Source organism: Micromonospora sp. CNZ322 (assembly GCF_007827755.1).
On sequence record NZ_VITD01000007.1, the window covers coordinates 13,179 to 38,756 of the forward strand.

Sequence of the window (25,578 nt, forward strand, 5' to 3'; positions counted from 1 at the left end):
GCACTTCACGAACTACTTAGCCCTACTCATGATCCAGAAATGCGCTGCACAAACCAGATCAACCCCATAATGGACACGGCTGCGGAAACAGCCCCGGTAGCCCAGAGGCCGGCTTTCGGCGCACGACGGCGCAGCACGAACAGCAGCGGGAAGACGACGGCGATAATCGTCAACTGAACGACCTCGATGCCGACGTTGAACACCAGCAGCGACCACAGCAGGGTCCACGACCACGCCTCGTCGATACCCAGCGCGCCCGCGAAGCCGAGGCCGTGCACGAGGCCGAAGCAGAACACCACACCGAGGCGGATCCAGCCGGCCCGATCCAGGCTGAAGTGGCCGCGCCCGGCCGTCTCCAGGTCGGCCGCGTGCTCACCACGCCGCCAGATCCCCCACAGGTGCCAACCGGCGACGACGGCGATCGACAACGCGATGATCGGCTCCACGATCACCCCCGGCACCTCGACCAGGCCGAGCGCGGCGAGCATGAACGTCACCGAGTGCGCGAGGGTGAAGCTGGTGGCTGCGAGCACGATCTCCCGAAGCCGCCGAGACCCGGCGATGAGCGCCAGCAGGAACAGGATGTGGTCGATCCCGGTCAACAGATGCTCGGCGCCCAGGAGGAAGAACTCGCCGAACCGCTGGTACCAGGCCTGCGCGGTCGAGAAGGACGGGTTGGCGGCGTCGAGCGCCGCGCTGCCCGAACGGCCGTCGATCTCGTAGGTGACGATCGTCTTCGTACCCTTGACGTAGCCCTCGCCATCCGGGAAGAGGCCGCTGCGCACCACGTGCTCGTCGACAGGCTCCGGGCAGGTCCAGTCGAGCAGCAGGTCCGCGTACGGCACACCCTCGCGCTCGCCGATCGTCGCGTCACCCACCTGGGTCGGTCGGCAGGCCGCACCCCGGGAACTCACCGAGAATCGGTCGGAGACGTACCCGAGAACCGCCGACGCGTGACCCTTCAGGGCAGCGGCCTGGGCGGCGGTGTCGCCCGCCTCGAACGCGGCGGTTCCCGCCTGGAAGAGCGGGTCGTCGTCGCCGGCATCCGCCGCGGACACGACGAGGAGGTCGTATTCGAGCTCCACCTCGGTTCGAATGTGACCCTCATCTCCCGCCGAAATTTTCGCGTACACAGTCGACGAGAAGCCGTGCGCGGACGCCGGTTCGGCTCCCAGAAACGGAACCACCGCTGCGGCGAAACCGACAGCGGCGACGATAACGGTACGGCGGATCCGGCCTGACATTCGACTCCCTCGGTTGGCCAGTGCACGTTGCATGCCGTGGGTGAACACCAACCCGCGCACCGACGAACCGCCGGAGAACAACTTCCCCGAACGGCCGCCCACCGATTACCGGTGACCGGAATTGAGATAGGAATACGAAGAAGTACGCGCACTTTCCGCCACCACCCGGAGGACGATCACCTTGCGCCCCCCGCTTCGGGCCGTTGCCATGCTGGCCGCGACCGCCGCGCTGGTCACCGCCTGCAACTCCAGCGACGACTGGTCCGAGCCACGTCCGGCGCCCAGCGCCATCGGCACTCTCGGCCCGGGGTTCGTCGACCCCTCCACGAAGCCCGCGCCGGAGGCGACCATCACCCCGCAACCCGGCTCGTGGGCAGGCGTCCACCCGCCGAAGGACTACCGGGTCGTCCTGCTGACCAGCGGTGCGGACAACCCGACGAAGGCCCTCGTGACGGCGGTGAAGGAATGGGCCGACGACGAGCACGTCGACCTGAGGACCATCGTCGTCGGCAACGCGCACGACACCGTTCCCAGCATCGCCAAGGCGATGGAGATGGGCCCGGACCTCATCGTCAGCGCGGGTAACGACCTCATCGACGGGCTCGCGTTGGTCACGCCGAACCACCTGGACGAGAAGTTCCTCGTGGTCGGCGCAGAACTCGCCGAGCCCACCCACAACGTCACAGCTGTCGACTGGGACGGCGCGTCGTTCCGTGGCGAAGGGCTCGGGATGTCCTCGACGTACGACCCGAACTCGTTCACCGCCGACCGCTGCGCCGCGGCCATCCGGGCAGGCGTGGCGGCCGTCCTCAACGACCTGACCGGGCTCGTGGTCTGGCTCTGATGCTCTGCTCCGCCTCGGAGCGGAGCGGCCCGGCGCGGAGGCGGTGAAACCTCCGCACCGGGCCCGCGGGTCACCCGGTCGAACAGGTGGGAGTCATCCCCGCGCCGGTGCCGCTGCCCTGGTAACCGAACTCGGTCGATTGCCCGGCAGCGATGGCCCCGTTGTAGGCGACGTTGGTGAACTGGACGGTCCCGGTGCTGCCGCTCCGGTTGGCGCTCCAGACGCTGGTGATGCTGGCGCCCGACGGCAACGTCATGGCGACCGTCCAACCGTTTACCGGCGCGGCGCCGGCGGTCACCCGCACCGTGGCGACGAAACCGCCCGTCCACTGGTTGACCGACACCGTCGCCGCACAACCACCACCGGCCGGCGGCGGGGTGGTCGGGGGCGGCGTGGTCGGCGGCGGGGTGGTGGGGGGCGGGGTGGTCGGGGGCGGCGTGGTCGGGGGCGGCGTGGTCGGCGGCGGGGTGGTCGGGCCGTCGGCCAGGACCGGCGTCGACCAGTCCCGCCAGTCGGCCAACCGGCCGAGCGCCTTGCTGGAAATCCGGATCACACCCGGCTCGTTGCCCGTCTTCAGCAGGAACTTGCGGATGTTGTTCTGCAACGGGGTACGCCACTCCGCGCGGTTAGCGCAGTGGCTGCCGTCCTGGACGTCGGACCAGTAGGTGATGTTGTCGCCAGCGCCGAGCGCCTTGTAGACCTCGGCGCCGCCGAGGGCCGCGACGCTCGCCGACCGGGGGCCGAGGTTGGCGATGTGCGGGTTGTCCATGATGAACAGTCCGCGCGGTGCCACCATGGCGACCATCTCGTGGGTGTCCACCGGGAGCCGGTTCGGGCTGCCGGTGAAGGACCCGAACGCGTCACCCAGCCAGGGTTGCTCCCCGTACGCGCTGCTAAGGCTCTGCGCGCCCTCACCCGGGATGCCCCGGAAGATGGGGACGCCCGCGCTGCCCGACTCGATCGGCATGGTCAGGGCGATGCGCTGGTCGAACACACCGACCGCGAAGGCGCCCTTGCCGTAACGGGAGCAACCGGTGACGCCCATCGCGTCCGCCTTGAGGATCCTGCCGTCAGACTGCTCGATGACGTCGATGATCCGACTGACGCCCCACCCCCAGGCGGCGAGCAGTCCGGTGCTGCTGGATGAGCCGTAGATGCTGTAGAACGCGCCCTGCTTGTTGTTCCGGGGAGTGCCCTCGCGGCCGACTGCCAGTGGGTCGTAACTGATCACGGCAGCGCCGGCGGCCTTGATGGTGGCCGTGTCCGCGCCGAACCCGCCGACGACCACGACGGCCGGGAAGGGACCGGTGCCGCTCGGCAGTTCGACCCGCGCCGAGAAGGTGGAGCTCCTGCCGTTGTGTGCCACGTTGACGGTGATGCTGCTGTTGGACACCGTCCCCGTGACCGTCGCGGGCTTGGCGGGCTTTTCGCCGAAGACGAACTTCTCGGCAAGCTCCTTGATCTCCGCCCGCCTGCAGCGCCAGTCGGACTTGGCGGTGATGGTCGTCCCGTTCAGCTTCTTGAAGGGATCGGGAAGCCTGGCGTTGGTGGGCAGCGAGCCCAGGTCAGGCAGACCGGGCACGGCGCAGTCGACGCCCTCGTCCTCCACTGCCGCGGCCAGCGTGCCCACGGCGGCCTGAGCGTTCGTCGTTCGTGTCACTACCGATACCGATCCGGCGACCGTGAGCGCTGCCAGCGCCAGCACGACGACCGGGAACCGGGTCCTGGAACGGCCCGAGGGGATGGTCACTAGAGGTCTCCTTCCGAGGTGGTGGTTACAGGAAGGGACGAAGCGAGATCGATGATCACGATTGCCAGCCACGTAAAGCCTGAGCCAGCCCATCGCGGAGTGTCAATGTTTTTCCGAAAGTTTCGGGCCCGTCTTATCGAAACCTTTCGACGTCAACGTCCGGCTCGACGGCCGGCATCACGTCCACGCCGAGCACCCCCGGCACGATCGTGGCCCGCTGTCGCGGCTGCTCACCTCGGCCCGCGGTCCAGGAACTCGTACGTGGTGGTCAGGCCCTCGGGCAGGTCGGGGACCAGGGCGTTGGTGCCGTCGACCACCTGGACGTAGCGCTTGCCCTGGAAGATCGAGTAGCTGCCATCAGGCACCTGATCGATTCGGAAGAGCTGCGTCGAGGCGGCGGCATCACACGCCCGGCCGCGTACGCTGCCCGGCGCGGCGTCGTGCACGACGGTCATGCAGATCGCGTCGGCACCGGACGCCAGGACGATCCGGTACCTGTCGCCCTCCGGGCGCAGCACCCACAGCGCCCGATCGTCGATGCCCTGTTCGGTGGTGGCCCGCACCTGATCGCCGTCACGGTCGATCGCCAACGTGGCCCCGCGCATGCCGGGCAGCACGATCTGGACCTGCCGGCGGCCGCCGAGGATCTCCTGCGGTCCCGCCGAGGCGGTCGCGGACGGGACCACTGGCGGTGCGACATGGGTGGCCGGACCGGCACCGGGCGTGTCGACGTTGTTCCGTACCTGCACCACTGCGGTGCCAGCGGCGAGGGCCACCACGGCCAGCCCCGCTGCGCCGACGGCCGTCCGACGCCGCCGACGCCGGTCGCTGCGGTGCCGCAACGTCTCTGCCCCCGGCAGGATGGTGACTCGCCGGACCTCGTCCACGATCGCGGTGAGATCGTCGCGCGGATCAGCCATGGGAGGTCTCCTCCTGGTGCGCATCGGTCAGCAACCCGGCCATCGCTCTCCGACCACGGGCGAGGTACGTCTTCACGGTGCCGACGGGGGCCTGCATCTCGGCTGCCACCTCCGCGACGCTGAGGTCGTTGAGATGGTGCAGCACAACCGCCCGCCGCTCGTTGGCGCTCAACCGTTGCAGCGCCTGCAACAGCGCGACGTGATCCTCGTTCAGTCCCGGCACGCCCTGGTCGACCGCGGCCCGGCGGTGCGCGCGTACCCGGTTGAACGCCTTGCGCCAGCTGCTCACCGCGATCCGGGAGGCCACCCGGCGGACCCACGCCTCCGGACTGTCCGTCTCCCGCACCGTCGCCCATCGCTGCCAGGCCCGCATGAACGCCTCGGCGACGGCGTCCTCCGCCTCGGCGCGGTTGCCGGTGAGGGCGTACACGTGACCCACGACCCGTCCCGCACAGGCCGCGTAGAGGGCGTCGAACTCTTCGGCGTCACGCATCCGACCGGTGCCCTCCCATGCCTCGTCCCCTGGTCACCGCCGCATGGAACTCGCCCGGGTCGACCGGCCGCGTCGGCGCGGGGCGCGATTGTGGCCTCCGTCACACCGTAGTGATCAACCTAACGACCTGGCCAGGCGTCATCGTGCCGACCCGGGAGACGCCCGTGGCGGAGAGGACGATGTGCGACGACGGCAACGACGCGCCCTGACAGCCGGCGTACTCGCGACCGCGCTGGTGGCGGCGAGCCTGACCGCCCAAGCGGCAAACGCGCAGGAAAAGCCGACGGCCACGGCCCCCGGCACCCACGGAACCTTCACCCTGATCACCGGGGACCGGGTGTCGCTGGACGCGGCGGGTCGCCCGCAGATCCAGCGCGGGCCGGGTCGGGCCGCCATGCGGTTCGTGAGCAGCCGGGAGGACGGTCACCAGTACGTCATCCCGGTGGACGCGATGCCGCTGGTGCGGGATGGGCGGCTCGACCGGCGCCTGTTCGACCTCACCACGCTCGGCGAGTTCGGCTACGACGACCGGGCCGCCGAGTTGCCACTGCTGGTCGCGTACCCCGAAGACATGGCGGCGCGGGCACGGACCGCGACCACAGGGGGTGCCGGGCGGGTGCGGGCCGACCTCCCGGCCGCGCACGCGCTCGCGGTCCGGGCGGACCGGGACGACAGGTTGACCCTCTGGACGTCGCTCACCCGGGGTGCACCGTCCGCGCGCACCCTCACCACTGGGGTCAGCCACATCTGGCTGGACGGCAAGCGCACGGTCTCCCTCGATCGCAGCGTGCCGCAGATCGGTGCCCCGGCGGCCTGGCAGGCCGGTTTCGACGGCACCGGCGTCACCGTCGGCGTGCTGGACACCGGGATCGACTCCAGCCACCCCGACTTCGCCGGCCACCTCACCGAGGTCCGGGACTTCACCGGCGGCAACGACCCCGGCGACGCGGTCGGCCACGGCACCCACGTGGCGTCGACGATCGTCGGCAGCGGCGCCGCCTCCGGCGGCAGGTACCGCGGGGTCGCGCCGGGGGCGAAGCTGCTCGTCGGCAAGGTCTGCGCCACCACCGAATGCCAGGACTCGGACATCATCACCGGCATGCAGTGGCTCGCGCCGCAGGCCCGGGTGGTCAACCTGAGCGTGGGCGGCGACGACGCACCCGGCCTCGACCCGCTGGAGACCGCGGTCCAGGAGCTGAGCCACCGGTACGGCACCCTCTTCGTGGTCGCGGCCGGCAACGAGGGGAAGCCGAAGTCGGTCTCCTCGCCGGCCTCCGCCGACGACGCTCTCGCCGTCGCCGCCGTGGATGCCGACGACCAGCGGGCCTACTTCTCCAGCCGGGGCCCGCGCGTCGGCGACAACCACATCAAGCCCGAGATCAGCGCGCCGGGCGTCGACATCGTGGCCGCCGCCCCCGGCGGCGACTACGCCACCATGTCGGGTACGTCGATGGCGACCCCGCACGTGGCCGGCACCGCCGCGATTCTCGCCGGGCAACACCCGGACTGGACCGGCCCGCAGCTCAAGGCCGCCCTGATGGACTCGGCCAAGCCGACCGGCGAGGACACCATCTACGAGCAGGGGGCCGGCCGGGTGGACATCGCCCGCGCGGTCGCCCAGCCGGTCGCCACCGACATCGCCGCCATCGACTTTCCGGTGCAGCGCTGGCCGCACGCCGACGACAGCCCGATCACCCAGGTCGTCGGCTACCGCAACACGGGCACCGCGCCGGTCACCCTGACCCTGGCCATCGCTCCGGCCCCGGCGGGCATGCTCACCGTCAGCCCGGCCACGCTGGTGGTGCCGGCCGGTGGCCGCGCCGAGGCGACGATCACTGTGGACACCCGGGTGGACGCCCCGGACGGCGTCTACCAGGGCGCGCTGACCGCGACCGGCGCCGGCGACCTGCGGGTACGGACGCCCTTCGTGTTGAACCGTGAGATCGAGAGCTACGACGTACGGCTCGACCACACCGGACGCGACGGCAAGCCGGCAACCGAGTACACGACGGTGGCGGCGAGCTTGACCACCGGCGAGTTCAGCACCCTCCCCGCAACACCGGGCGGCGGCGTCCTGCGGCTGCCCAAGGGTCGGTACGCGCTGTACAGCACCATCCACGAGGGTGCCGTGTCGACCCTGCTCGCCCAGCCGGTCCTGGACGTACGCGGCCCTGTCACCGAGGCGGTCGACGCCCGCACCGCCAAGCCGGTCGCGTTGACGGTGCCGCAGCACGACGTCGCGCCAACCTCGATCAACGTGAGCGCCAACTGGGACGACGGCCTGCGCTACCCCGGCGTCCAACTCAGCGGAGTGTCCTTCACGGACGTCTTCTTCGGCCGGCTCGGACCCGCCGTCGCGGCACCCGAGTTCACCGCGACGTTGGGCGTCGGGCTCGCCCGGCCGGGCAGGGACGGCACCTTCCGGAACAGTCCCTACACCTACGACCTGGCGTACGTCAGCGCTGGCGACATGTTCACCGGCCTGACCAGGAAGCTGTCGTCGAAGAACCTGGCCACGGTCAAGACGACCTACCGCAGCCAGTCCACGACGGCGACGGCCACCCGGTTCCACCGCGCGTCGGCGCCCGGAGGCGCGGGCCCGATCGGGTCGAACACGCCTGTCGACCTGCCGTTCAAGGGCACCGAGTACTACAACACCGACGGTGGCATCGTCTGGACGTCCACGTTCGTCGAGGGGGACAACCTCACGACGCAGGACTCGACCTTCAGGTCGGGGCGTACGTACACCCAGACCTGGAACGCGGCGCCCTTCGGACCCACAGTGACCCAGGCGCCGACACTGTCACCCCTGGGGTACGCGGGCCGCGACGGCGACACCATCTCCATCGCGTCGGTGCCCCTGTTCGGCGACGCGACCGGTCGCCCCGCGAGCCGCGACGACCAGCCGGTGCGGTTCCGGCTGCTGCGCGACGGTAAGGAGATCGGGACCTCGGACAGCCCGTGGGCCGAGTTCGCGGTGCCCGCCGGGAAGGCCACCTACCGGCTGGAGGCGACCGCCACCCGAGGCGCACCGGACACCCTGTCGACGTCGGTCTCGGTGGCCTGGACCTTCACCTCGGCGCACACCACGTCGCCGGAGCGGTTGCCTCTGACCACGGCTCGCCCGACGCCCATGCTCGACGACACCAACACGGCACGGACCGGCCGGATCATGACGATCCCGGTGGCGCTGGACCGGCAGGCCGGTTCGAAGGCCGCGCCCAACCGGACGCTCGCCGTGTCCGCGTCGTTCGACGACGGCCGGACCTGGGTCGCCCTGCCGGTGATCCGAAACGTCGCGCTGATCAGTCATCCACGAGGGGCCGGATTCGTCTCGCTGCGACTGACCGCCACCGACACCGCCGGCAACACGGTCACGCAGACGATCCAGCGGGCCTACCGTATCGCCTGACGCATTGCCCGGTCCGGGGCGGTCGCTGGAGCCGCCGCCCCGGACCGGACCTCAGTGCCTCGGTGCCTCAGGCGGTGAGGGCGCCGTCGATGGCGATGGACGCACCGCTGATGAAGGTGGCCTCGTCGCTGAGCAGGAACGCGGTGAGGGCGGCGACCTCGTCGGAGGTGCCGGCTCGTCCGGTCGGCTGCGCCGACAGGTAGCGTTCCGCGATCTCCGGGGCCTGGCTGACCACGCCCTGCCAGAGCGGAGTGTCGATCAGGCCGGTGACCAGGGCATTGACCCGCACACCGGAGCGCGCCACGTCGAGGGCCGCCGAGCGCGTCAGACCAATGACCCCGTGCTTCGCCGCGTTGTAGGCGGCCTGGGTCCCATCGCCCTTCACGCCGGAGACCGAGGCGTTGTTGACGATCGCGCCACCGCCGGAGGCGATGATCGCCGGGAGCTCGTACTTGAGGCCGTAGAAGACGCTCGTCAGGTTGAGGGCGAGCGACCGGTGCCAGTTGTCGCTGTCGGTCTCGCGCACGCTGGCCATCGGGCCACCGCCGGCGTTGTTGAACGCGCCGTCCAGTCGCCCGTACTCCGTCACGGCGGCGTCGACGAGCCGCGCCATGTCCTCCTCGACCGTCACGTCGGTGGGCACGAAGAGGGCACTGCCGCCCGCGTTCCTGATCTGCGCGGCGACCTCCTCGCCCCGGTCCTTGTCCCGGGCGCCGATGACGACGCGGGCCCCTTCCGTGGCCGCCCGCTGGGCGAACGCCAGGCCCATGCCCTGCGTACCGCCGGTCACGACCAGCACCTTTGCTTCCAACCGTCCAGACATCTCGTCTCACATCCACTTCGACTGGTGAGCCGCCACGGGGCCCGCAGGGCTCTTCGTGGGACGGAACGCTAACCTTTTCTGGAACGTTCGACAAAGTAACGACAGTCACAGACGGCACCTCTGCAGCCGCGACTGCCTCTCGATTGGGCATCCTCAGCTGACATATGCGCTGATTTAGACCTGGTGATCATCCAGGACGACGCTGTAACCGCAGGCACATTCTTTGGTGATCGTTCCATAAAGTAATTAGCGTTGGGTGAGTTGTTCGAATCCACGCAAACCACTCTTAAGGAACAGTCATGTCCAGAGGTCGCTTCGCCCCCGAGTCCCAGCGGTGGAAGGCCCTGTTGTTCATCTCCATCGCTCAACTGATGGTGGTGCTCGACGGGGCGGTCATGAACATCGCGCTGCCCTCGGCGCAACAGGCGCTGCACTTCACCGACGGGAGCAGGCAATGGGTGGTGACCGCGTACGGTCTGGCGTTCGGCGGTCTGCTGCTGGTCGGCGGCCGGATCGGTGACATGGTCGGGCGCAAGCGCACCTTTCTGATCGCACTGGGCGGCTTCGCGATCGCCTCGGCCATCGGCGGCCTGGCCGTCAACGCCGCGATGCTGCTGCTCGCCCGGGCGCTCCAGGGTGTGTTCGCGGCCCTGCTCGCGCCGGCCGCGCTCTCGTTGCTCTCCCTGTCCTTCACCCAACCGAGGGAACGCGCGAAGGCCTTCGGCGTGTTCAGCGCGGTCTCGATCGCCGGCGGCGCTGTCGGTCTGATCGTGGGAGGGCTGCTCACCCAGTACCTGAACTGGCGCTTCGCGATGTTCGTGCTCGTGCCGATCGCGGTCATCGGGATCCTGGGCGCCAGTCGCACCGTCCACGACGACGGCGAGCGGCACCGCGCCCGACTCGACCTGCCCGGCGTACTGCTGGCCAGCTCCGGACTCGTCGGCCTCGTCTACGGGTTCGGTGTCGCCGAGAGCCGCGGATGGTCAGCGGGGGTGACCATCGGGTCGTTCACCGCCGGGGTGCTGCTGCTGGCGACCTTCGTCGGGGTGCAGGCGCGGGTCACGTCCCCCTTGCTGCCACTGCGCGTCCTGACTGAACGCAACCGGGCCGCCGCGTACCTCTCGGTGGGCCTTGCGATCGTCAGCATGTTCGGGATGTTCCTCCTGCTCAGTTACTACTTCCAGCAGGTCAAGGGATGGTCGCCGGTGATGGCCGGGTTGGCGTTCATGCCGATGGCCGTACCGCAGGCCATCGGCGCCACGCAGATCGGCGCCCGACTCGCGCACCGGATCGCACCCCGGCCGATCATGGTCGGCGGGTACCTCGTCACAGCGGTCGGTCTGGTGCTACTGGCTCTGCTCGACGCGGACAGCGGCTTCCTGGAGATCGCGTTCGCCGAAGCGGTGATCGGGCTCGGCATCGGCACCGCCTTCATGCCCGCGATGAGCATCTCGACCCATGGCGTCGAGCCCAGGGACGCCGGCGTCGCCTCCGCGATGATCAGCTCGTCGCAGCAGGTCGGCGGGTCGATCGGCACCGCGCTGCTCAACACCATCGCGACCAGCTCGGCCGCCACCTACCTGCTCTCGCACGGTGGCCCGGCGGCGCGAGTCCAGGAGCGGAACGAGGCCCTGATGCACGGCTACTCGGTCGCGTACTGGGTCGCCGTCGGATTTGTGGTCGCGGCGGCAGTGGTCTCGGTGGCCATGGTGAACGCCGGTGCCCCGAAGCACGTCCCGGCCCCGACTGACGCCCTCGGGGACGTCACCCCGGTGCCCGTGCACTGATCGCTGTCGCGCCTGCCGATCCGGCGCGGTGACCGAGGACACGGTGCACCAACTCCGCTGAGAGGGTGGAATCAGGGGTGTGAGCAGAGAAGGCACCGGCGAGTGACGTCGTGAGGTCCACTCTTTCGAGCCGCGATGCGGGTTCGTCCAGCGCTGGCACGACGCCCTCAGCGAACGAACCGGTTCGCGTGACGCCCGCCCATCGGCAGCGCTGGGCGGTGCAGATCATGGCTGTCGCGCCCGACGACCAGGTGCTGGAGATCGGCTGCGGTCGGGGAGCTGCTGTCTCCCTGGTCGCCGGCCAACTCACCACCGGTCGAATCGTCGCCATCGACCGTGCCACGACGATGGTGCGGCTCGCGACCGAACGGAACCTGAGCCACATCGACGCCGGTAGAGCCGAGATCCGGCGAGCAGGGTTCGAGTCGGCCGACCTTCCGACCGGCCACTTCACCAAGATCTTCGCAGTGAACGTCAGCCTCTTCTGGTTGGGCGACGCGGCGCAGCAGATCGCTCGGATGCGCAGCCTGCTGGCGCCGGGAGGGCGGCTCTACGTCTTCGGCGAGCGACCCACCGAAGCCCACGCCACCGCGAACCTCACAGCGACCGAACTACTGCTCGAAACCCACGGTTTCGCCACGACCACATCGAGCGCCACCCGTGGTCAGGGCCGGGTGCTGACCTGTGTCACCGGTACCCCGATCCCCGTGAGCCCGGGCTGGTCGCAGCCTTGACATGAGCCGGGCGGGCTCGGCGTGACGCCGAGCCCGCCCGTTCCGTGTCAGCCGAGCTTGATCAAATCGGATCAGCGCTGCAGGGTCAGCAGACCCGGCCGGTACGGCAGCAGGCCGTAGTCGACGCCGTCGGAGCTGGGGGAACGCCCCTGGTAGAGCAGTTGCAGGTTGCAGGCGTCCACGGTCATCGTCTGGTCGGCGTTGGTGCGCAGCAGCTCACCGTGGCTGATGTCGTTGGTCCAGGTCGCGCCGCTGTTGACCTTGCCCGCGAACGGGTTGCTCTGGGACGCGGCCTGCGGGGTCCACGAACCGTTCAGGCTGGTCGCCGTGAACGAACGGAAGTAGCGGCCCGTCGAACCGATCGCCTCGACGATCATGAGGTACTTGTTCAGACCCTGCAGCTTGTAGACCTGAACGGCCTCGAACAGGTTGTTCGTGGTGTCGCTCATGATGGTCGTGTAGCTGCTGCCGAAGTTGCCCGGGAAGTTCCCGATCGGCATGCTGGCCCGGTAGATCTTGCCGTTGTCCCCGGCGAAGAACAGGTACATGTTCGTACCGTCACCGATGACCGTCTGATCGATCGGACCGGTACCGGAGCCGGTGATGCTTCCGGTGAACAGCGGCTGCGCCGCGGACCAGCCGTTCGCGTTGGTGGGGTTGGTCGAGGTCCGGTAGGAGAACGCCGTGCCACCCCACTGGTAGGTGAGCACCCAGATGTTCTTCGGCGCGAAGTAGAAGAGCGACGGCGCGACAGTCCCGGAGTTCATCGTGTTCTGGGTGGCCGAGGCCATCTGCGAGTAGTTCGAGAAGAGGCTGAAGTTCATTGAACCCCAGCTGGACCCGAAGTCGTGCGTGGTGGCGTAGACCAACTGCTGGCCGTTGTACGGGGCGACGGTGAAGTCCTTCAGCGACACCCAACCCGACTTCGGGTTCGCCAACACCCCGGTGGAGGACCACCGGTACGTCGAGGGAAGGTCGCACGTGCCGCCCGGCGGCGGAGTCGTCGGCGGCGGCGTGGTTCCGTCGACGCGGACGAACTGCCACTGCTGGTTGGTGCCGTTCCAGTCGTCGTACTGCACGATGTTTCCGCCGTCGGCGGTCGAGGCTCCCTGCACCTCCATCACCTTGTTGCTGTTCCGGTTGATCAACCGGACGTAGCCGCTGTCCGAGTCGGCCAGCCGGAACTGCTGGTTGGTGCCGTTGAGGTCACTCCACTGCACGATGCTGCCACCGTTGGCGGTCGAGAAGCCCGAGACGTCCAGCACCTTGCCGGACAGCCGCGACTTCACCCGGTAGTAGCCACCACCGGAGTCGACGAACTGCCACTGCTGCTGGTTCCCGTTGTTGCGGGCCCACTGGGTGATCCGGGCACCGTCATTCGTGGCCAGGTTGTAAACGTCCAGGGCCTTGCCGCTGTTGCGATTGACCAACACGTACCACGCGTTCGTGTCGACCGACGCCGCAGCGGCGGGAGACGACACCACCGCTACGGCAGCGCCACCGACCATCAACGCCGCCGCGCTGGCGGCGAGGATGCGGGGCAACCACCAACGCCGCCGCGACGGCGTTGCGATCGATGGAGACCTATCGAGGGCAGACATGATCCTCCTCCAGTGACCAAGAGCCGAACGGCCTGCCCGAGGGTGGGCGTACCGCGACGCGTGGCCGAGCGCGCAGGCGTCAGAGAGTTAGCGTTAACAAGACGCCGGCGCGCAGTAGCGCACGCCTGATTCGAGATCGACGAAGCAGGGCTTGCCCGGAAAGCCAAGGTGTCGTCGTCCTTAGGCATCGACTGTGAGCGATAACATGCCGTTCGTCAAGACGTAATGTGCTGGGAACATCTGCCGCTACCGGGCTGCGGATCTTGTGGTGGAACGTCTTGAACCGCATTCCCGCAGGCATCGCCCCAGATGCCAGGCGAGGACCACCACGAACCCTTGAGGAGGCCCCGCGAGCGCGTTAACATCGACGACTGCCCATCGCGACCTGACCCGAGGCACGGTCGGTGGGCGGTCTCCGGGTCATTACCGCTTGGAGGCCCAGAAGACATAGACAGCGCCGTACGGCACGGCCACCGTCGCGCCGTCGGTGCAGGCGCCGGCCGGGGCGACGCCACCCGACGTGAGCAGACGGCTGATGTACGCGACATTGCTGAGAATGCCGGTGCCGGCATGGGTGTCCACAGTCAGCAGCAGCTCGGGGATGGTCCCCGCCCGTGGGCTCTCCGCGGTCTTCTTCGCCGTGATCAATGAGCCGTCCCGCTCGGACTGCCAGCTCGGGCCCTTGAAGTGATGGACCCGGCCGCCGGTGCCGATCAACTGGGCCTCCGGCACCGATGCGCCGGTGAACACGCCGCCAGCACATGTGTAGGTCTGCGTTCCGCGAGTGACGACGTACGCACCAACGGGGCGCGCTCCCGCCGGTGGCTTGATTGTCGAGGCGATGCGCGGGATGTCGACCCGGCGTGCGTCGGCGCCCACAGCAGTTGGCGCGGCTACCTCGGCAGCGGACGCGTGCTGGGTCACCGCTCCGATCGCCGCCACAACACCGGCCATACCGAGGACGGCAACCGCTCGGACCCGCGAGTGAAACGTGCTCAGCATGCGATTCCTCCGTTTCGGGCAGGCGCACCTACGCCCACTCGTCTCCTGCACGGACAGCATGCGTGTAACGATCAAAATCGCGCCCGATTTGAACGACCATTCACCTGGCGGAGGTGCCGGCGGGTGGTCGGATCATCTGCGATCCGACCACCCGCCGCGACCGTACGAGCTATCGGCGGCTCCACTGCTGGTTGGTCTGGCCGGTGCAGGTCCAGAGGACGAGCTTCGTGCCGTTGCCGGTGCCCACGTTGGACGGGTCCAGGCAGAGGCCGGACTGCACCCCGGTGATGGTGCCGTTGGCGTTGACGTTCCACTGCTGGTTCGTTCCGCCATGGCAGTCGTAGATGGTGACCAGGGTGCCCGGCGAGGTGCCGTAGCCGGCGGCGTCCAGGCACTTGTTGCCGTACACGGTCAGCGTCTTGCTGCTCGTGTAGGTCCACTGCTGGTTGGTGCGGCCGTGACAGTCCCACAACTGCACCTGGGTGCCGTTGGTGGTGGAAGAGCCGGGGACGTCGACGCAGCGACCGGACAGGGTGCCCACGATCGCAGTGGTCTGCCCGGTGCCGCTGCCCGGGTTGCCGATGCTGCCGGGCACCGACTGCAGCGCGCTGTACCAGCGGGCAGCCATCTTGTCGTATCCGCCGGACGTGGGGTGGACGCCGTCGATCAGGTCGGCGGTGGTGAGCGCGCTGTGCATGTCGACCAGGCGTACCCGCTTGCCGGCGTTCACCTTGCTCTGCACGATGCCGGGGATCGCCGCGTTGAAGGTACGTGCGGCCGCCTCCTGGTTGCTGTTGGAGAGCGGGATGATCTGCGCGACGAACACCTCGGCGGTGGGAGCCGTGGTGGTGATCCGGTCGATCAGGGTGGAGAGCCGGTTCGGCGCGGTGCTCACGTTGTAGTTCTGCAGGATGTCGTTGGTCCCGATGTGCAGCAGAACGGTCTGCGGTCGTTGGGTGTTCAACCAGCCGACGATGTTCGCGTCGATCTGGTCGATGCGCCAGCCGGGATGTCCCTGGTGGTCGTGGTCACCCAGGCTGGCTGGCCCGTTGAACTGCGACCCGACGAAGTCCACCGTGTATCGACCGTTGACGAGGCGCTGCCAGAGCCCGATGCGGTATCCGCCCGGCACCTGGGTGCCCTCGGTGATGGAGTCGCCGAGAGGCATCACGCGCACCCCGCCGTTGGATTCCGCGTTGGCCGGGCCGGTCGAGGTCAGCACCCCGGCGAGGACAACACCGAGTGCGGCAGTCGCCGCGAGCCATCTTGCCCTCGTTCGCATAGGTTTCTCCCCTGCAGTGGTAGTGCTGACCGAGGAGTCAGGCCGTCGCGACCGCCGCGACATCGGCATGACGATGCCGTCGCAGCACTGGGACGGATTGTTAACGCTAACAGCGATTCCTGTAAATTCTTGTCGCTGATCTGGCCCACGTCAAGCACCAGCAACCTGGTTCTCCGCGCCGAACCAGCGCGATGGCCGCGAGGCATCAAGATGGCCCTGGCGGTGGCGGTGACTTGCCGCCCCTGGTCTCAGCGAGCGGTACACCTCAGAGCCATATGAATACCTCTGAGGTATCGCCTTCGACGACGGCAAGGACCACAAGAAGGACGGCGATCATCGAGACGCCAAGGGCGACGGCTTCCGGTCCGTGCCCTGCAACGCCGACGAGCTGATCGCGGCGATCGTCCGTGCGAACGCCGGCTCCGGGGCCAAGCTCCGGCTCGCCGAGAAGTGCACCTACACGCTCAACAGGTCCGCACCCCAGCCACCGGTGCCCTTCGGTGCGGTCGGCCTGCCGATCATCACCCAGCAGATCGTGATCGACGCAAACGGATCCACCATCGTCCGCGCGGCCAACGCCACCCCGTTCCGGATCCTCGAAGTCGGAGCCGGCGGCGACCTGGCGCTGCGCGACGCCACCATCAAGGGCGGCCAGGCCGAGGGCGGGGTCGGCGCCGGCGGCGGTGGCATCCGGATCGACATCGGCGGCAGAGCCACCATCGAGAACACCGACGTGGTCTACAACCACACCAACGGCCCGGGTGGCGGTATCGCCAACTTCGGCGTCACGAAGATCCTCGGCGGGAACGACCACGGCAAGGACTGGGACGGCAAGGACAAGGACAAGAAGAAGGACGGCGGCAGCAACATCAGCAACAACAGCGCCGTGTTCAGTGGCGGAGGCATCTTCAACAACGGCAACCTCACCGTGCAGAACACCCGGCTGAGCTACAACAACACGATCGGGGTCGTCAACATCCTGCCCATCGGCGGCACTGGCGGCGGGTTGTCGAACAGTGAGGTCGCCGTGCTCGAGAACGTCCGCCCGCACAACAACACCGCAGGCTTCCGTGGCGGTGGCATCAGCGGCGGCATCAACTCCACCACCGAGGCCAGGAACATCGAGGTCAACGAGAACCGAGCCGGCAGCGAGGGCGGCGGAATCTTCGCCGACGGCGTCTTCCACCTCAGGCACAGCAAGATCCACCACAACGAAGCCGGCCAACGAGGTGGTGGCGTCTTCAACCAGATCAACCAGTTCGTTGCCGAAGACAGCTGGATCAACGAGAACGTCGCCAGTACGAACAGCACCATCGAACACGGCGGTGGCATCTACAACGGCAGCGGCACCGTCGTCCTGCGCCGCACCCACGTCGACCGGAACCGGGCCATCGGCTCGAGCTCCCAGGGCGGCGGAATCTACAACAACAGCACGCTCACCCTCACCGAAAGCAAGGTCACCGACAACATCTCCATCCTGGCACCCGGCGGGATCTTCAACGACGGCGGCCAGGTCAACGTGGACCAGAAGACGGTGATCAGCGGCAACCGGCCCACGAACTGCACACCCAGCTCACCGCCGGTGCCCAACTGCTTCGGCTGATCACCAGATAGCCCCGGCACCCGGGTAGCAAGAGATAGGCATCCGGTCCCGCACAGGTTCGGTCACGAAGATCGGACCTGCGGCGGGACCGGATGCCGTCCGCGGAACGACCGCAGGGACTCGAACCGTCCCTCCTCTGCCGGGCGACAATCCTCCGGGTGGCCGGTTCAGGTTTCGATGATGCGGCGGCGAAGGCTCACTGGTGAAGTCGCCGATGGTCCAGGATTTGCTCTTCGGTGTCCGCGCCGGCGCGCGGACTGTTCGTGGGGAACCTATTCGGTGAGTCCGGGGAACGAGCGTATTTTGTCGAAACGGCAGGCGGCCAAGTCGTCGAAGCTGATCAAGTAGCGTCCGTAGTAGAAGTCGGAGTCCGTGTCGCACTGGACGAGCGGCACCCATTCCTGGGTGACCCGGAACTCCTCCTCCTCGAGCCAGTCCCACGTGTCGGACGGGGGAATGCCGAGTCCTGTCTTCAACCGGACATCGAGGCGTTCACTTGCTATCTGCCTTTCGGGGGAGTCACTGCCTCCGATGTCCCAGGTGTAGCCGCCGACGCAGAGTCTTCCCAGGCCGATCTTCGCCGGCCAGAGCTCGTGGACCAGTGCGATGAGTTCCTCGGCCTGGGTGAGCTCACCGGCCAGCTGCCTCGCGATGTCAGACGCGCATTCAAGCGGATCGTCGTCCTCCTCATCAGGATCGAGCCAGTTCGGCAACTGCGGCTCGACCATGGCAAAAAGCCGGCGCTCCGGGCCAGGGGCCGGGATATCGGGGCCGGACGACGACTGCGTGGCCACCGCTGTCTCGGTGCCTGCGGGGACGTACAGGATCCGCACGTAGTCGTCGTCATACCCGTTGAACAAATCCTCGAAGGCAGTGTCCACGAAGAGGAGCAGCGAGCCGTCCACCGGCAAGGGGAGCTTCTCGATTTTCGGAAGAGCCGCGCAGTCGAGGGAAGCGATGAACGGCAACGGATACTCGCCGTTGGACGGCCACTGCGTGCCCACCGGTAGGCGGGGCAGCCCACCCCTCTGTCCAACGACATCTCCGCCGCAGTCGTCGCGGATGCTCAACCAGACCGCGAATCGAAGGTGATCGGCGAATTTGTCGACCTGAGCCGCCGGCATGCCCCGCTTCAGTGCCTCGCGGCGCAACTGTCCGTAGTAGTTCATGGCGAAGCATCATCGCAGCTTCTCCACGACCTTTGGCGGGGTCATCTTCCGCATTGGGGATTCCGGGATTAGCTCCTCCCGGACGGCCCAGTTGTAGAAGGCCCGCAGAGCCCGGTACCGCCCGCAGGCGGAAGCCGCCGAGCGAGTCTCCAGGACGTGGAGGATGTAGCCCTCGACCGCCGTACGGCTCAGCTCCAGGAGGTCTGCCTCGTCTACCCAGGCCGAGAGCTGGAGCAGCGTCTCCCGGTAGTTCTGGGCGGTCCGAGGTGACCGGTTACGGATCTTCAAGTCGCGCTCGTAGGCTGCCAGATGCAGCGAGTTGATCTTGGCCATGCACGGAGAGTAAGATTCTGCAGCGCTGAGTGGCTAGACAAGAAGAAGCCCCCTGCCGGCGGTTATGCCTGGCAGAGGGCTTTCTGTGCGCCCGAAGGGACTCGAACCCCTAACCTTCTGATCCGTAGTCAGATGCTCTATCCATTGAGCTACGGGCGCTTGTGCTCAGCCAGTGTACACACCCGGCTTTCGCGCGGAGACTCCGGGATTCGAACCCGGGAGGGGCTTTAAGACCCCAACCGCATTAGCAGTGCGGCGCCATAGACCAGACTAGGCGAAGTCTCCCCGGTGATCCTCAGACCACCGCGCCCGAGGATACAGGTCGCCACCCACCGGGAGCAAAACGACTTCCGGGGTACGCCCCCCGGGCTTCGCCCGGGCCCGTGTTTCAACGCTGTGCGACGGCGTGATCGGGACTACGCTCCATCGATATGCAGGAGCAGCCGCCCAGCGAGTCGACCCGTCGAGAGCCTGCTGAACGAGCGCGTCGGCGCTCCCCACGGGCCACCTTCCGGCCGCCGATCGTGGCCGACGAGCCCGCCGAGGTGGTGGAGCCTGAAGCGGCGGCACCGCTGGCAGCCGCCCCGGCCAGCCAGCGCCCTCGACGGGCCAAGGCTGCCCCGGCGGTGCTCTTCCAGCCACCGGATCCGGACCGCCCCCTGCCTCGACAGCCCCGGCGCGCACCGACCGAGCTGACCACCGACGCGAGCGTGGAGCAGCCGGAACAGGCGGAACAGGCGGACGGCGACCAGTCAGGCCCCGCAACAGGCGTCGCGCAACCACCGAAGGCCCGGACCACCCCCGTTCGCAGGACTGCCCTTCTGAAGGGAACCGAGACGCCCGCCGAGGTGACCCCGACCACGCCGGCACCGCGCAAGCGCGCCGCAAACCCCACCAAAGCAGCGAGCACCACCAAAACAGGGAGCACCACCAAGGCGACGAGCACCACCGGAGAGGCGAACACCACCACGCCTCCGACCCCGGCCAGAGCCGCAAAGACCACAAAACGCGCGGCCACCCCGCGCAAGAGCACCACGCCGCCGACAGAGCCCACCCCCGACCTCGTGACCGCGCAGCAGACGGCGCCCGCCGAGCCGCACACGGCGGCCGCCGAGCACGCGCAGCAGACGGCACCGGCAGCACCCGCCGTGCGGCAGGCTGAGCCGGCTCTGCGGCGTACCCCGGAATCGGAGCTGCGCGCGGTCGCCGCGCGCGTGCTCGACCACCCTGGCTTCGCACCGGAGCTGTTGGCTCTGGCCGCGGTGCGGGCGTTCGGGCCCGGCGCGGCCGGGTGGGCCGCTGGGTTGCGTGCCCGGTACCCGGACGCCCCGGCGGACGGCCTGGCCCGGTTGGCGACCCGGCGGTTCGTCCGCTCCGCGGGTGCGGGTGGGGCGACCGCCGCGCTGGCCGGCTTCTTCGCACCGCTGGCCGAGTTGGCGGCGGTGCTGTGGACGCACTCGGAGCTGGTGCTGCACCTGGCCGCCGCGTACGGCAAGGATCCGACGCATTCCGACCGGGCCGTCGACCTGCTGGTGCTGACCCAGGTGCACCCGGATCGGGCGAGCGCGGCGGCGGCTCTGGCCGCCGCCGAGTCGGCGGGTGACCCGGTCGAGGGGGCGTGGCCGCGGGCGGCGGAGGCGGCTTGGCGGTTGGCCGCGCCGCTCACGGCGCAGGCCGGTGGTTGGGTGGCGTTGCGGCTGGCGGCCCGGTTGCTGCCGGGCGCGGCGGTGCTCGCGGCGGCGTTGGGTGACGCAGCGGCGGCCGACCGGCTCGCGGCCCGAGCGATGGCCGTCTACCGACCCGACCGGCGCTGACGGGTCAGAGCCAGTCGAACCACTCCCTGGGCAGCAGCGCGTAGCCGACGAAGGCGAACACGTCGAGCAGTGTGTGCGCGATGATCAGCGGCAGCACCCGCCGGGTGCGCAGGTAGAAGAGGCTGAACACGACGCCCATGATCGCGTTGCCGACGAACGCGCCGAAGCCCTGGTAGAGGTGGTACGAGCCGCGCAGCAGCGCGCTGGCCGCGATGATCGCGGCCAGCCGCCACTGGAGCTGACGCAGCCGGGTGACCAGGTAACCGACCACGATCACCTCTTCCAGCACGGCGTTCTGCACGGCGGCGAGGATCAGCACCGGAACCGTCCACCAGACGTCCGGCAGCGCGGCCGGCACCAGCGTGGCGTTGAGACCCAGGTGGGCCGCCACCCAGAACAACGCCAGCCCGGGTAGGCCGATCAGCGCCGCCAGGCCGGCGCCGCGCGCCACGTCCTGACCGGGCCGCCGGGCGTCCAGGCCGAGGGTCCGCGCCGGGTCGCCGGGGTCACGGGTGAGCAGGTGTACGGCGAGCAGCACCGGCAGCAGCGCGAACACGATGCCGAGCAGCTGGTACGTGAGGTCCAGCCAGGGGCGGGCCGACGCCGAGGTGTTCAGCGAGGCGGTCTGCTTGGAGAGCGGACCGTCGGCGGTCAACTTCGCGATGATCGAGACCACCGCGTAGATCGCGGACTGGCCGAGGGAGAGGCCGAGGACCAGCAGCGTCTCGGTGCCCAGCAGTCGGCGGGACACCGGGCGGGTCAGCTCAACGGTCACCGCACCACTCTGCCCGACGTACGGCACCCGGGACACGGCCGACCGGCCACCATGAGCCGATCGCACATTCTGTGCGACCGGTCGACACTCTCCGTGGAGATTCTATGGGCGCCCGATCCGTTGCCGTCTGGAGAAGGAGCGTCCGTGGACAACCTCGCGCGGTTGCTGAAGGAGAGCTGGACCCTGGTCGAGGACGACCGGGTCCGGTTGAGCGGTCACTTCTACGCTCGGCTGTTCCTGCTCGACCCCGCCCTGCGGCAACTCTTCCCGGTGCAGATGACCGGCCAGGGCGACCGCCTACTCGAAGCGATCATCACGGCGATCCACACTGTCGACGACCCGGAGAGCTTCGACGAGTTCCTCCGGGCGCTGGGCCGCGACCACCGCAAGTACCACGTCGACGAGCGGCACTACGCCACGATGGGCGTCGCACTTCTGGACGCGCTGCGCAGCACCGCCGGCGACGGCTGGAACCTGGAGTACGACCAGGCGTGGCGGGAGGCGTACGCGGCGATCGCCGCCCTGATGGTGGCCGGCGCCGCCTCCGACGACGACCCGCCGTTCTGGCACGCCGAGGTGCTGACCCACGAGCGGTACGGCCCGGACACCGCCGTTCTGACCTGCCGGGCGTTGCAGCATCCGCTGCGTTGGCAGGCGGGGCAGTACGTGAGCCTGGAGGTGCCGCGCTACCACCCCCGGGTGTGGCGTAACTACTCGGTGGCGAACGCCCCGAACGACGACAACGTGCTGGAGTTCCACGTGCGGTCTCCGGGGGCCGGCTGGGTGTCCGGCGCCCTGGTGCGGCGGGTACGGCCGGGTGACCTGCTCCGCCTGGCGGCGCCGATGGGGTCGATGACAGTGGACCGCGCCTCGGAACGGGACATCCTCTGCGTGGCCGGCGGCGTCGGGCTGGCGCCGATCAAGGCGCTGGTGGAGGAGTTGGCCACCTTCAACCGGACCCGGTGGGTGCACGTCTTCTACGGCGCACGGCAGGCGGCCGACCTGTACGGCCTGGACGGGTTGCAGGAGTTGGTGGCCGTGCACCCGTGGCTGTCGGTCACCGCGGCGTGCAGTGAGGATCCGGACTTCGACGGTGAGCAGGGCGAGATCCCTGAGGTGGTGGCCCGGTACGGCCCGTGGACCACGCACGACTGCTTCGTCTCCGGTGCCGCCCGGATGGTCCGGTCCACCCTGCGGGTGCTGGCCGCGGACAACGTGCCGCCGCCGCGCATCCGCTACGACACCTTCGGTGACCTCTAGACGTTCCTCCCCCCACACCGGGGCGCGTGCCCCTGCCCCCTGGGGCACGCGCCCCGGTCCCTTCCTGGTCAGTAGCGCCAGGGGCGCCCGGTCTCGCGGTACTCCTCCACCGGCACCAACGGCACGCCGGGTGCCATCCGGTCGACGTAGAGCCGGCCCTCCAGGTGGTCGATCTCGTGTGCGACCAGCCGGGCCATGCCGAATTCGAACGACGTGATGATCCGGCTGCCGTCCCACTGGGCGTGTTCCACGTCCAGGCGCAGCGGCCGGGGCACCAGACCTCGGTGGTCGAAGAAGGAGAGGCAGCCCTCGTACTGCTCGTCGGTCTCCGGGTCGGCGTCGACCACACGTGGGTTGAGCAGTACGACCGGCTCCGCCGACCGGTCGGGGGGCCGCACCACGGCCGCCGCGCGGCCGATGCCGAACTGCGGGGCGGCGACGCCCACCCCCTTGTTGAACGGGTGCAGCTCGTCGAGCCGGGCCAGGGCCATGGTGAGTCGGTCGACCACGTCCCGGGCGACGTGTTCCTCCCCGGGCAGGTCGAACGGGCGAGCCCGCTGGCGGAGCAGGTCGTCCCCTCGTTGCACGATGCCGAGGCCGCGCATCCGGTCGCTGGGTCGGACCCGGGCGCCGCCGGGGCCGATGTCCGGTTCGGTGTCCGGGCGGGCACGGAACCGCCACTGCATCCGGTAGCGGGCGTTCAACGGGGGATCGTCGGTCTGCCAGTCGTAGATCACCCGATCGCCCTCGTCGTGACGCTGCGGCGCCGTCCGTAGCGGGCCCTCCTCCGCGCTGAGCGAGGTCTCCACGCCCCAGACCTGCGGGTCGAGGGCCGCTGGCAGGTCCAGGCGTACGGCGAGCTGCCGGGTGGGCAGTCGGACGGCTCGCTGGAACCACGGGCCCCACTTCTCGTGCCCGACGCTGTACGCGTACTCGATGGTTGCCCGGTCGCCCGGGTAAAGGGGGAAACGTCGCTCCCCGTTCTCGAAGAGCAGCCAGATCTCCTTGAACGCGTCCCGATCGTGCTTGGCTCGCCAGTGCATCGGCTCCGGGTCTCCGCCGCCGTCGTCTCGACGGGCCTGTATCTGCAGCTCGGCGAAGGTGAGGGGGTGCTCCCGATGGTGCCGGTTGGAGCGGCCGGGGTCGTTCGGGTAACGGTCGACCGCGACCCGGACCAGGTAGCGGGTGACCGGCTCGGTGCCGGCGTTGTACAGCTCACGGTGGATGACGCACCGGTAGCCGTCGTCGGCGTGGGTGAGGGTGGCCAGCTCCCGTTCCACGACCAGGCCGGTGCCGGGTGGCAGCCACTGGCCTGGCAGGTACGGCTCGCGGTGCGGCTGACCCGACCGGGCGTGACGTAGGTCGTCGTACTCCCGGAAGCGCTGCCAGATCGCGCCGCTTGCCTCCAGGACGGCCTCCGCGCGGCGGGCGAAGTCCTCGGTTGGGCGGTGCCGGCGCCCCTCGACATGGCTCACGTAGGACGGGTCGAACCCCATCAGGACGGCCAGTTGCTTCTTGGACAACCCGCGCCCGGTCCGTTGCCGGGCGAGTTCGGCCGCGAAGGAGTCGGCAGCCCGTTCGAGGGGTGAGGTCGTCATCAGCTTCCTCGTGGCCGGGGCTATAAGTTTCACGTTCCGTGCGCAAGCACACACGCAAGTGGCATGTTTTCGACACACCGCTTGACAATCCACCGATGGTCATCGATTGTGCGGCGGCGTTTCCCAGCACTGACTCCGGGTAGTACGCGAAGCGCTACACCCGTCGGACACGGGGGTGACCTGGGCGTCAGGGATGTGACCAAGGTGAGGCTTCCCTTACGGCCAGAGGCTTGGTTAGGCTAGCCTTAGCTCAGGACGGCACTGGTTCGTCCGCCGGGGCGCACTCCTCGGTCACACAGACAGGGGACGACTCAGGTGACAGCGGTGATGCCACGGCGAGAGACCGCCACCACGCCGCTCGCTCCCGTCACCGCGGCGCTCCGGGCCATGTTCGGCACCGACGACCTCCCCGGCCTCGCCCGGGGCCTGCTGGTCGACGACGAGCTCGGCTGGGCGCCCGCCACCACCCTGATCGACGGCAGCCGACTGCCGGAGCTGCTGAACGGCGCCGCCGTCCGCTGGGGCGGCACCCCGCACGCCTGCGCGGCGCTGGCCTGGAAGTCCTACAGCTACTGGGCCGCGCTCCCGGTCGTGCTCGGCTGGGCCTCCGCCCGGCGCGTGCCACTGCTCGATCCGGCCGACCTGCTGATCCACTTCGAGGACCATCGGCAGCTGCTCACCATGGGCCTGCGCCGGGGCACCACAGTGGCGGTGCTGCCGAACGATCCGCTGGCACTGGCCGGCCTTCCGGAGGTGCGGGTCGTCGCCGACGAGGCGGAGCTGCTGGCCGCGTTGCGCGCGTCCCTGCTCGACGCTCACCTGGCGCCGCTCATCACGGCGATCCAGTCCGAGGTCCGGGTGGGCACCCGGACGCTGCTCGGCTCGGTCGCCTCCGGCATCGCGCACGGCATCCTGCGGGCCGCAGACGCCCTGCCCGGCTCCACGGTGCAGAGCATCGACACAGTGCTCGGCGCACTCGACCTGGCCGACCTGATCGAGCTGGTGCCGGGGCCGACCGGTGAGCCGACAGTGCAGCGCCGCACCTGCTGCCTCGCCTTCACCCTGCCCCGGCCGAAGGTCTGCCAGGGCTGCTGCGTCCGCTAGGCCGGGCCCGGCCAGGCTGGGCCGCACTGC

Annotated in this window: 20 protein-coding genes and 2 tRNA genes; 8 read left to right on the forward strand and 14 right to left on the reverse strand. The window is 69.1% G+C overall.

The window, feature by feature from the left end; genetic code table 11:
• Window positions 1–26: 26 nt before the first annotated feature.
• Window positions 27–1,085, reverse strand: coding sequence for a HupE/UreJ family protein (locus FB453_RS17815; protein WP_486480320.1), 1,059 nt, complete (start codon window positions 1,083–1,085; stop codon window positions 27–29).
• A 340-nt stretch (window positions 1,086–1,425) separates the two neighbouring features.
• Here FB453_RS17815 and FB453_RS17820 point away from each other — a divergent pair, with 340 nt between their 5' ends.
• Window positions 1,426–2,088 (forward strand): type 1 periplasmic-binding domain-containing protein, encoded by a 663-nt coding sequence (locus FB453_RS17820; RefSeq protein WP_145791713.1) that lies wholly within the window; start codon window positions 1,426–1,428, stop codon window positions 2,086–2,088.
• A 70-nt stretch (window positions 2,089–2,158) separates the two neighbouring features.
• Here FB453_RS17820 and FB453_RS17825 read toward each other — a convergent pair whose 3' ends face one another.
• The 3 genes from FB453_RS17825 to FB453_RS17835 all read right to left on the reverse strand — a co-directional run bounded on the left by FB453_RS17825 (window position 2,159) and on the right by FB453_RS17835 (window position 5,251).
• On the reverse strand, window positions 2,159–3,838 hold the full coding sequence (locus FB453_RS17825) for a glucuronyl esterase domain-containing protein (RefSeq protein WP_145791715.1): 1,680 nt from the start codon (window positions 3,836–3,838) through the stop codon (window positions 2,159–2,161).
• Window positions 3,839–4,068: 230 nt separating this feature from the next.
• Entirely contained in the window at window positions 4,069–4,758 is a 690-nt protein-coding gene (locus FB453_RS17830; RefSeq protein WP_145791718.1) for a hypothetical protein, read from the reverse strand.
• A complete protein-coding gene (locus tag FB453_RS17835; RefSeq protein WP_091396991.1) occupies window positions 4,751–5,251 on the reverse strand; it encodes a sigma-70 family RNA polymerase sigma factor in 501 nt (166 codons plus the stop codon). Before FB453_RS17835 ends, FB453_RS17830 begins: the two co-directional genes overlap by 8 nt.
• A 181-nt stretch (window positions 5,252–5,432) precedes the next feature.
• Between FB453_RS17835 and FB453_RS17840 the strand changes: the two genes are divergently transcribed.
• Window positions 5,433–8,663: a S8 family serine peptidase gene (locus tag FB453_RS17840; RefSeq protein ID WP_186718368.1), complete on the forward strand. Its 3,231-nt coding sequence runs from the start codon at window positions 5,433–5,435 to the stop codon at window positions 8,661–8,663.
• A 67-nt stretch (window positions 8,664–8,730) separates the two neighbouring features.
• On the opposite strand, the gene FB453_RS17845 is transcribed toward FB453_RS17840, so the two are convergent.
• Entirely contained in the window at window positions 8,731–9,453 is a 723-nt protein-coding gene (locus FB453_RS17845; RefSeq protein ID WP_244220531.1) for an SDR family NAD(P)-dependent oxidoreductase, read from the reverse strand.
• A 332-nt stretch (window positions 9,454–9,785) separates the two neighbouring features.
• Here FB453_RS17845 and FB453_RS17850 point away from each other — a divergent pair, with 332 nt between their 5' ends.
• Both FB453_RS17850 and FB453_RS17855 read left to right on the forward strand, forming a co-directional pair.
• Window positions 9,786–11,273 (forward strand): MFS transporter, encoded by a 1,488-nt coding sequence (locus FB453_RS17850; RefSeq protein WP_145791722.1) that lies wholly within the window; start codon window positions 9,786–9,788, stop codon window positions 11,271–11,273.
• 188 nt (window positions 11,274–11,461) lie between these two features.
• Window positions 11,462–12,007 (forward strand): class I SAM-dependent methyltransferase, encoded by a 546-nt coding sequence (locus FB453_RS17855; RefSeq protein WP_145791724.1) that lies wholly within the window; start codon window positions 11,462–11,464, stop codon window positions 12,005–12,007.
• A gap of 71 nt (window positions 12,008–12,078) precedes the next feature.
• Here the strand turns inward: FB453_RS17855 and FB453_RS17860 are convergent, their stop codons facing one another.
• From FB453_RS17860 to FB453_RS17870, 3 genes are all read right to left on the reverse strand, one after another.
• Window positions 12,079–13,608, reverse strand: coding sequence for a non-reducing end alpha-L-arabinofuranosidase family hydrolase (locus FB453_RS17860; RefSeq protein WP_145791726.1), 1,530 nt, complete (start codon window positions 13,606–13,608; stop codon window positions 12,079–12,081).
• Between the two features lie 423 nt (window positions 13,609–14,031).
• Window positions 14,032–14,610 (reverse strand): DUF3455 domain-containing protein, encoded by a 579-nt coding sequence (locus FB453_RS17865; protein WP_145791729.1) that lies wholly within the window; start codon window positions 14,608–14,610, stop codon window positions 14,032–14,034.
• Window positions 14,611–14,779: 169 nt separating this feature from the next.
• Window positions 14,780–15,892, reverse strand: a complete 1,113-nt coding sequence (locus FB453_RS17870) for a ricin-type beta-trefoil lectin domain protein (RefSeq protein ID WP_145791731.1) — start codon at window positions 15,890–15,892, stop codon at window positions 14,780–14,782.
• A 367-nt stretch (window positions 15,893–16,259) separates the two neighbouring features.
• Between FB453_RS17870 and FB453_RS17875 the strand changes: the two genes are divergently transcribed.
• Window positions 16,260–17,495 (forward strand): hypothetical protein, encoded by a 1,236-nt coding sequence (locus FB453_RS17875; protein ID WP_145791733.1) that lies wholly within the window; start codon window positions 16,260–16,262, stop codon window positions 17,493–17,495.
• Window positions 17,496–17,767: 272 nt separating this feature from the next.
• On the opposite strand, the gene FB453_RS17880 is transcribed toward FB453_RS17875, so the two are convergent.
• The 4 genes from FB453_RS17880 to FB453_RS17895 form a co-directional block, all read right to left on the reverse strand.
• Entirely contained in the window at window positions 17,768–18,664 is an 897-nt protein-coding gene (locus FB453_RS17880; protein ID WP_145791735.1) for a DUF1963 domain-containing protein, read from the reverse strand.
• Between the two features lie 9 nt (window positions 18,665–18,673).
• The gene (locus tag FB453_RS17885; protein ID WP_145791738.1) at window positions 18,674–18,997 is read right to left on the reverse strand and encodes a site-specific integrase; all 324 of its coding nucleotides are present in this window, start codon (window positions 18,995–18,997) and stop codon (window positions 18,674–18,676) included.
• 86 nt (window positions 18,998–19,083) lie between these two features.
• Window positions 19,084–19,156 (reverse strand) — tRNA-Arg (locus tag FB453_RS17890).
• A 35-nt stretch (window positions 19,157–19,191) separates the two neighbouring features.
• Window positions 19,192–19,282: transfer RNA gene (locus FB453_RS17895), tRNA-Ser, on the reverse strand.
• A gap of 146 nt (window positions 19,283–19,428) precedes the next feature.
• Here FB453_RS17895 and FB453_RS17900 point away from each other — a divergent pair.
• The gene (locus tag FB453_RS17900; protein WP_486480321.1) at window positions 19,429–20,811 is read left to right on the forward strand and encodes a hypothetical protein; all 1,383 of its coding nucleotides are present in this window, start codon (window positions 19,429–19,431) and stop codon (window positions 20,809–20,811) included.
• 4 nt (window positions 20,812–20,815) lie between these two features.
• Here the strand turns inward: FB453_RS17900 and FB453_RS17905 are convergent, their stop codons facing one another.
• On the reverse strand, window positions 20,816–21,586 hold the full coding sequence (locus FB453_RS17905) for a CPBP family intramembrane glutamic endopeptidase (RefSeq protein WP_112583994.1): 771 nt from the start codon (window positions 21,584–21,586) through the stop codon (window positions 20,816–20,818).
• 144 nt (window positions 21,587–21,730) lie between these two features.
• On the opposite strand from FB453_RS17905, the gene FB453_RS17910 reads away from it, so the two are divergent.
• Window positions 21,731–22,846 (forward strand): globin domain-containing protein, encoded by a 1,116-nt coding sequence (locus tag FB453_RS17910; protein ID WP_112583822.1) that lies wholly within the window; start codon window positions 21,731–21,733, stop codon window positions 22,844–22,846.
• A 68-nt stretch (window positions 22,847–22,914) separates the two neighbouring features.
• Here the strand turns inward: FB453_RS17910 and FB453_RS17915 are convergent, their stop codons facing one another.
• On the reverse strand, window positions 22,915–24,444 hold the full coding sequence (locus tag FB453_RS17915; RefSeq protein ID WP_112583823.1) for a peptide deformylase: 1,530 nt from the start codon (window positions 24,442–24,444) through the stop codon (window positions 22,915–22,917).
• Window positions 24,445–24,771: 327 nt separating this feature from the next.
• Between FB453_RS17915 and FB453_RS17920 the strand changes: the two genes are divergently transcribed.
• On the forward strand, window positions 24,772–25,548 hold the full coding sequence (locus FB453_RS17920; RefSeq protein WP_145791740.1) for an IucA/IucC family C-terminal-domain containing protein: 777 nt from the start codon (window positions 24,772–24,774) through the stop codon (window positions 25,546–25,548).
• Window positions 25,549–25,578: the final 30 nt, after the last annotated feature.

Excerpts from the sequence above, each read along its gene's own strand:
- FB453_RS17900 (WP_486480321.1), top strand. The coding sequence starts at position 19,429 with ATGCAGGAGCAGCCGCCCAGCGAGTCGACCCGTCGAGAGCCTGCTGAA.
- FB453_RS17880 (WP_145791735.1), bottom strand. The coding sequence starts at position 18,664 with ATGAACTACTACGGACAGTTGCGCCGCGAGGCACTGAAGCGGGGCATG.
- FB453_RS17885 (WP_145791738.1), bottom strand. The coding sequence starts at position 18,997 with ATGGCCAAGATCAACTCGCTGCATCTGGCAGCCTACGAGCGCGACTTG.
- FB453_RS17915 (WP_112583823.1), bottom strand. The coding sequence starts at position 24,444 with ATGACGACCTCACCCCTCGAACGGGCTGCCGACTCCTTCGCGGCCGAA.
- FB453_RS17920 (WP_145791740.1), top strand. The coding sequence starts at position 24,772 with ATGCCACGGCGAGAGACCGCCACCACGCCGCTCGCTCCCGTCACCGCG.
- FB453_RS17835 (WP_091396991.1), bottom strand. The coding sequence starts at position 5,251 with ATGCGTGACGCCGAAGAGTTCGACGCCCTCTACGCGGCCTGTGCGGGA.
- FB453_RS17830 (WP_145791718.1), bottom strand. The coding sequence starts at position 4,758 with ATGGCTGATCCGCGCGACGATCTCACCGCGATCGTGGACGAGGTCCGG.
- FB453_RS17850 (WP_145791722.1), top strand. The coding sequence starts at position 9,786 with ATGTCCAGAGGTCGCTTCGCCCCCGAGTCCCAGCGGTGGAAGGCCCTG.
- FB453_RS17870 (WP_145791731.1), bottom strand. The coding sequence starts at position 15,892 with ATGCGAACGAGGGCAAGATGGCTCGCGGCGACTGCCGCACTCGGTGTT.
- FB453_RS17860 (WP_145791726.1), bottom strand. The coding sequence starts at position 13,608 with ATGTCTGCCCTCGATAGGTCTCCATCGATCGCAACGCCGTCGCGGCGG.
- FB453_RS17865 (WP_145791729.1), bottom strand. The coding sequence starts at position 14,610 with ATGCTGAGCACGTTTCACTCGCGGGTCCGAGCGGTTGCCGTCCTCGGT.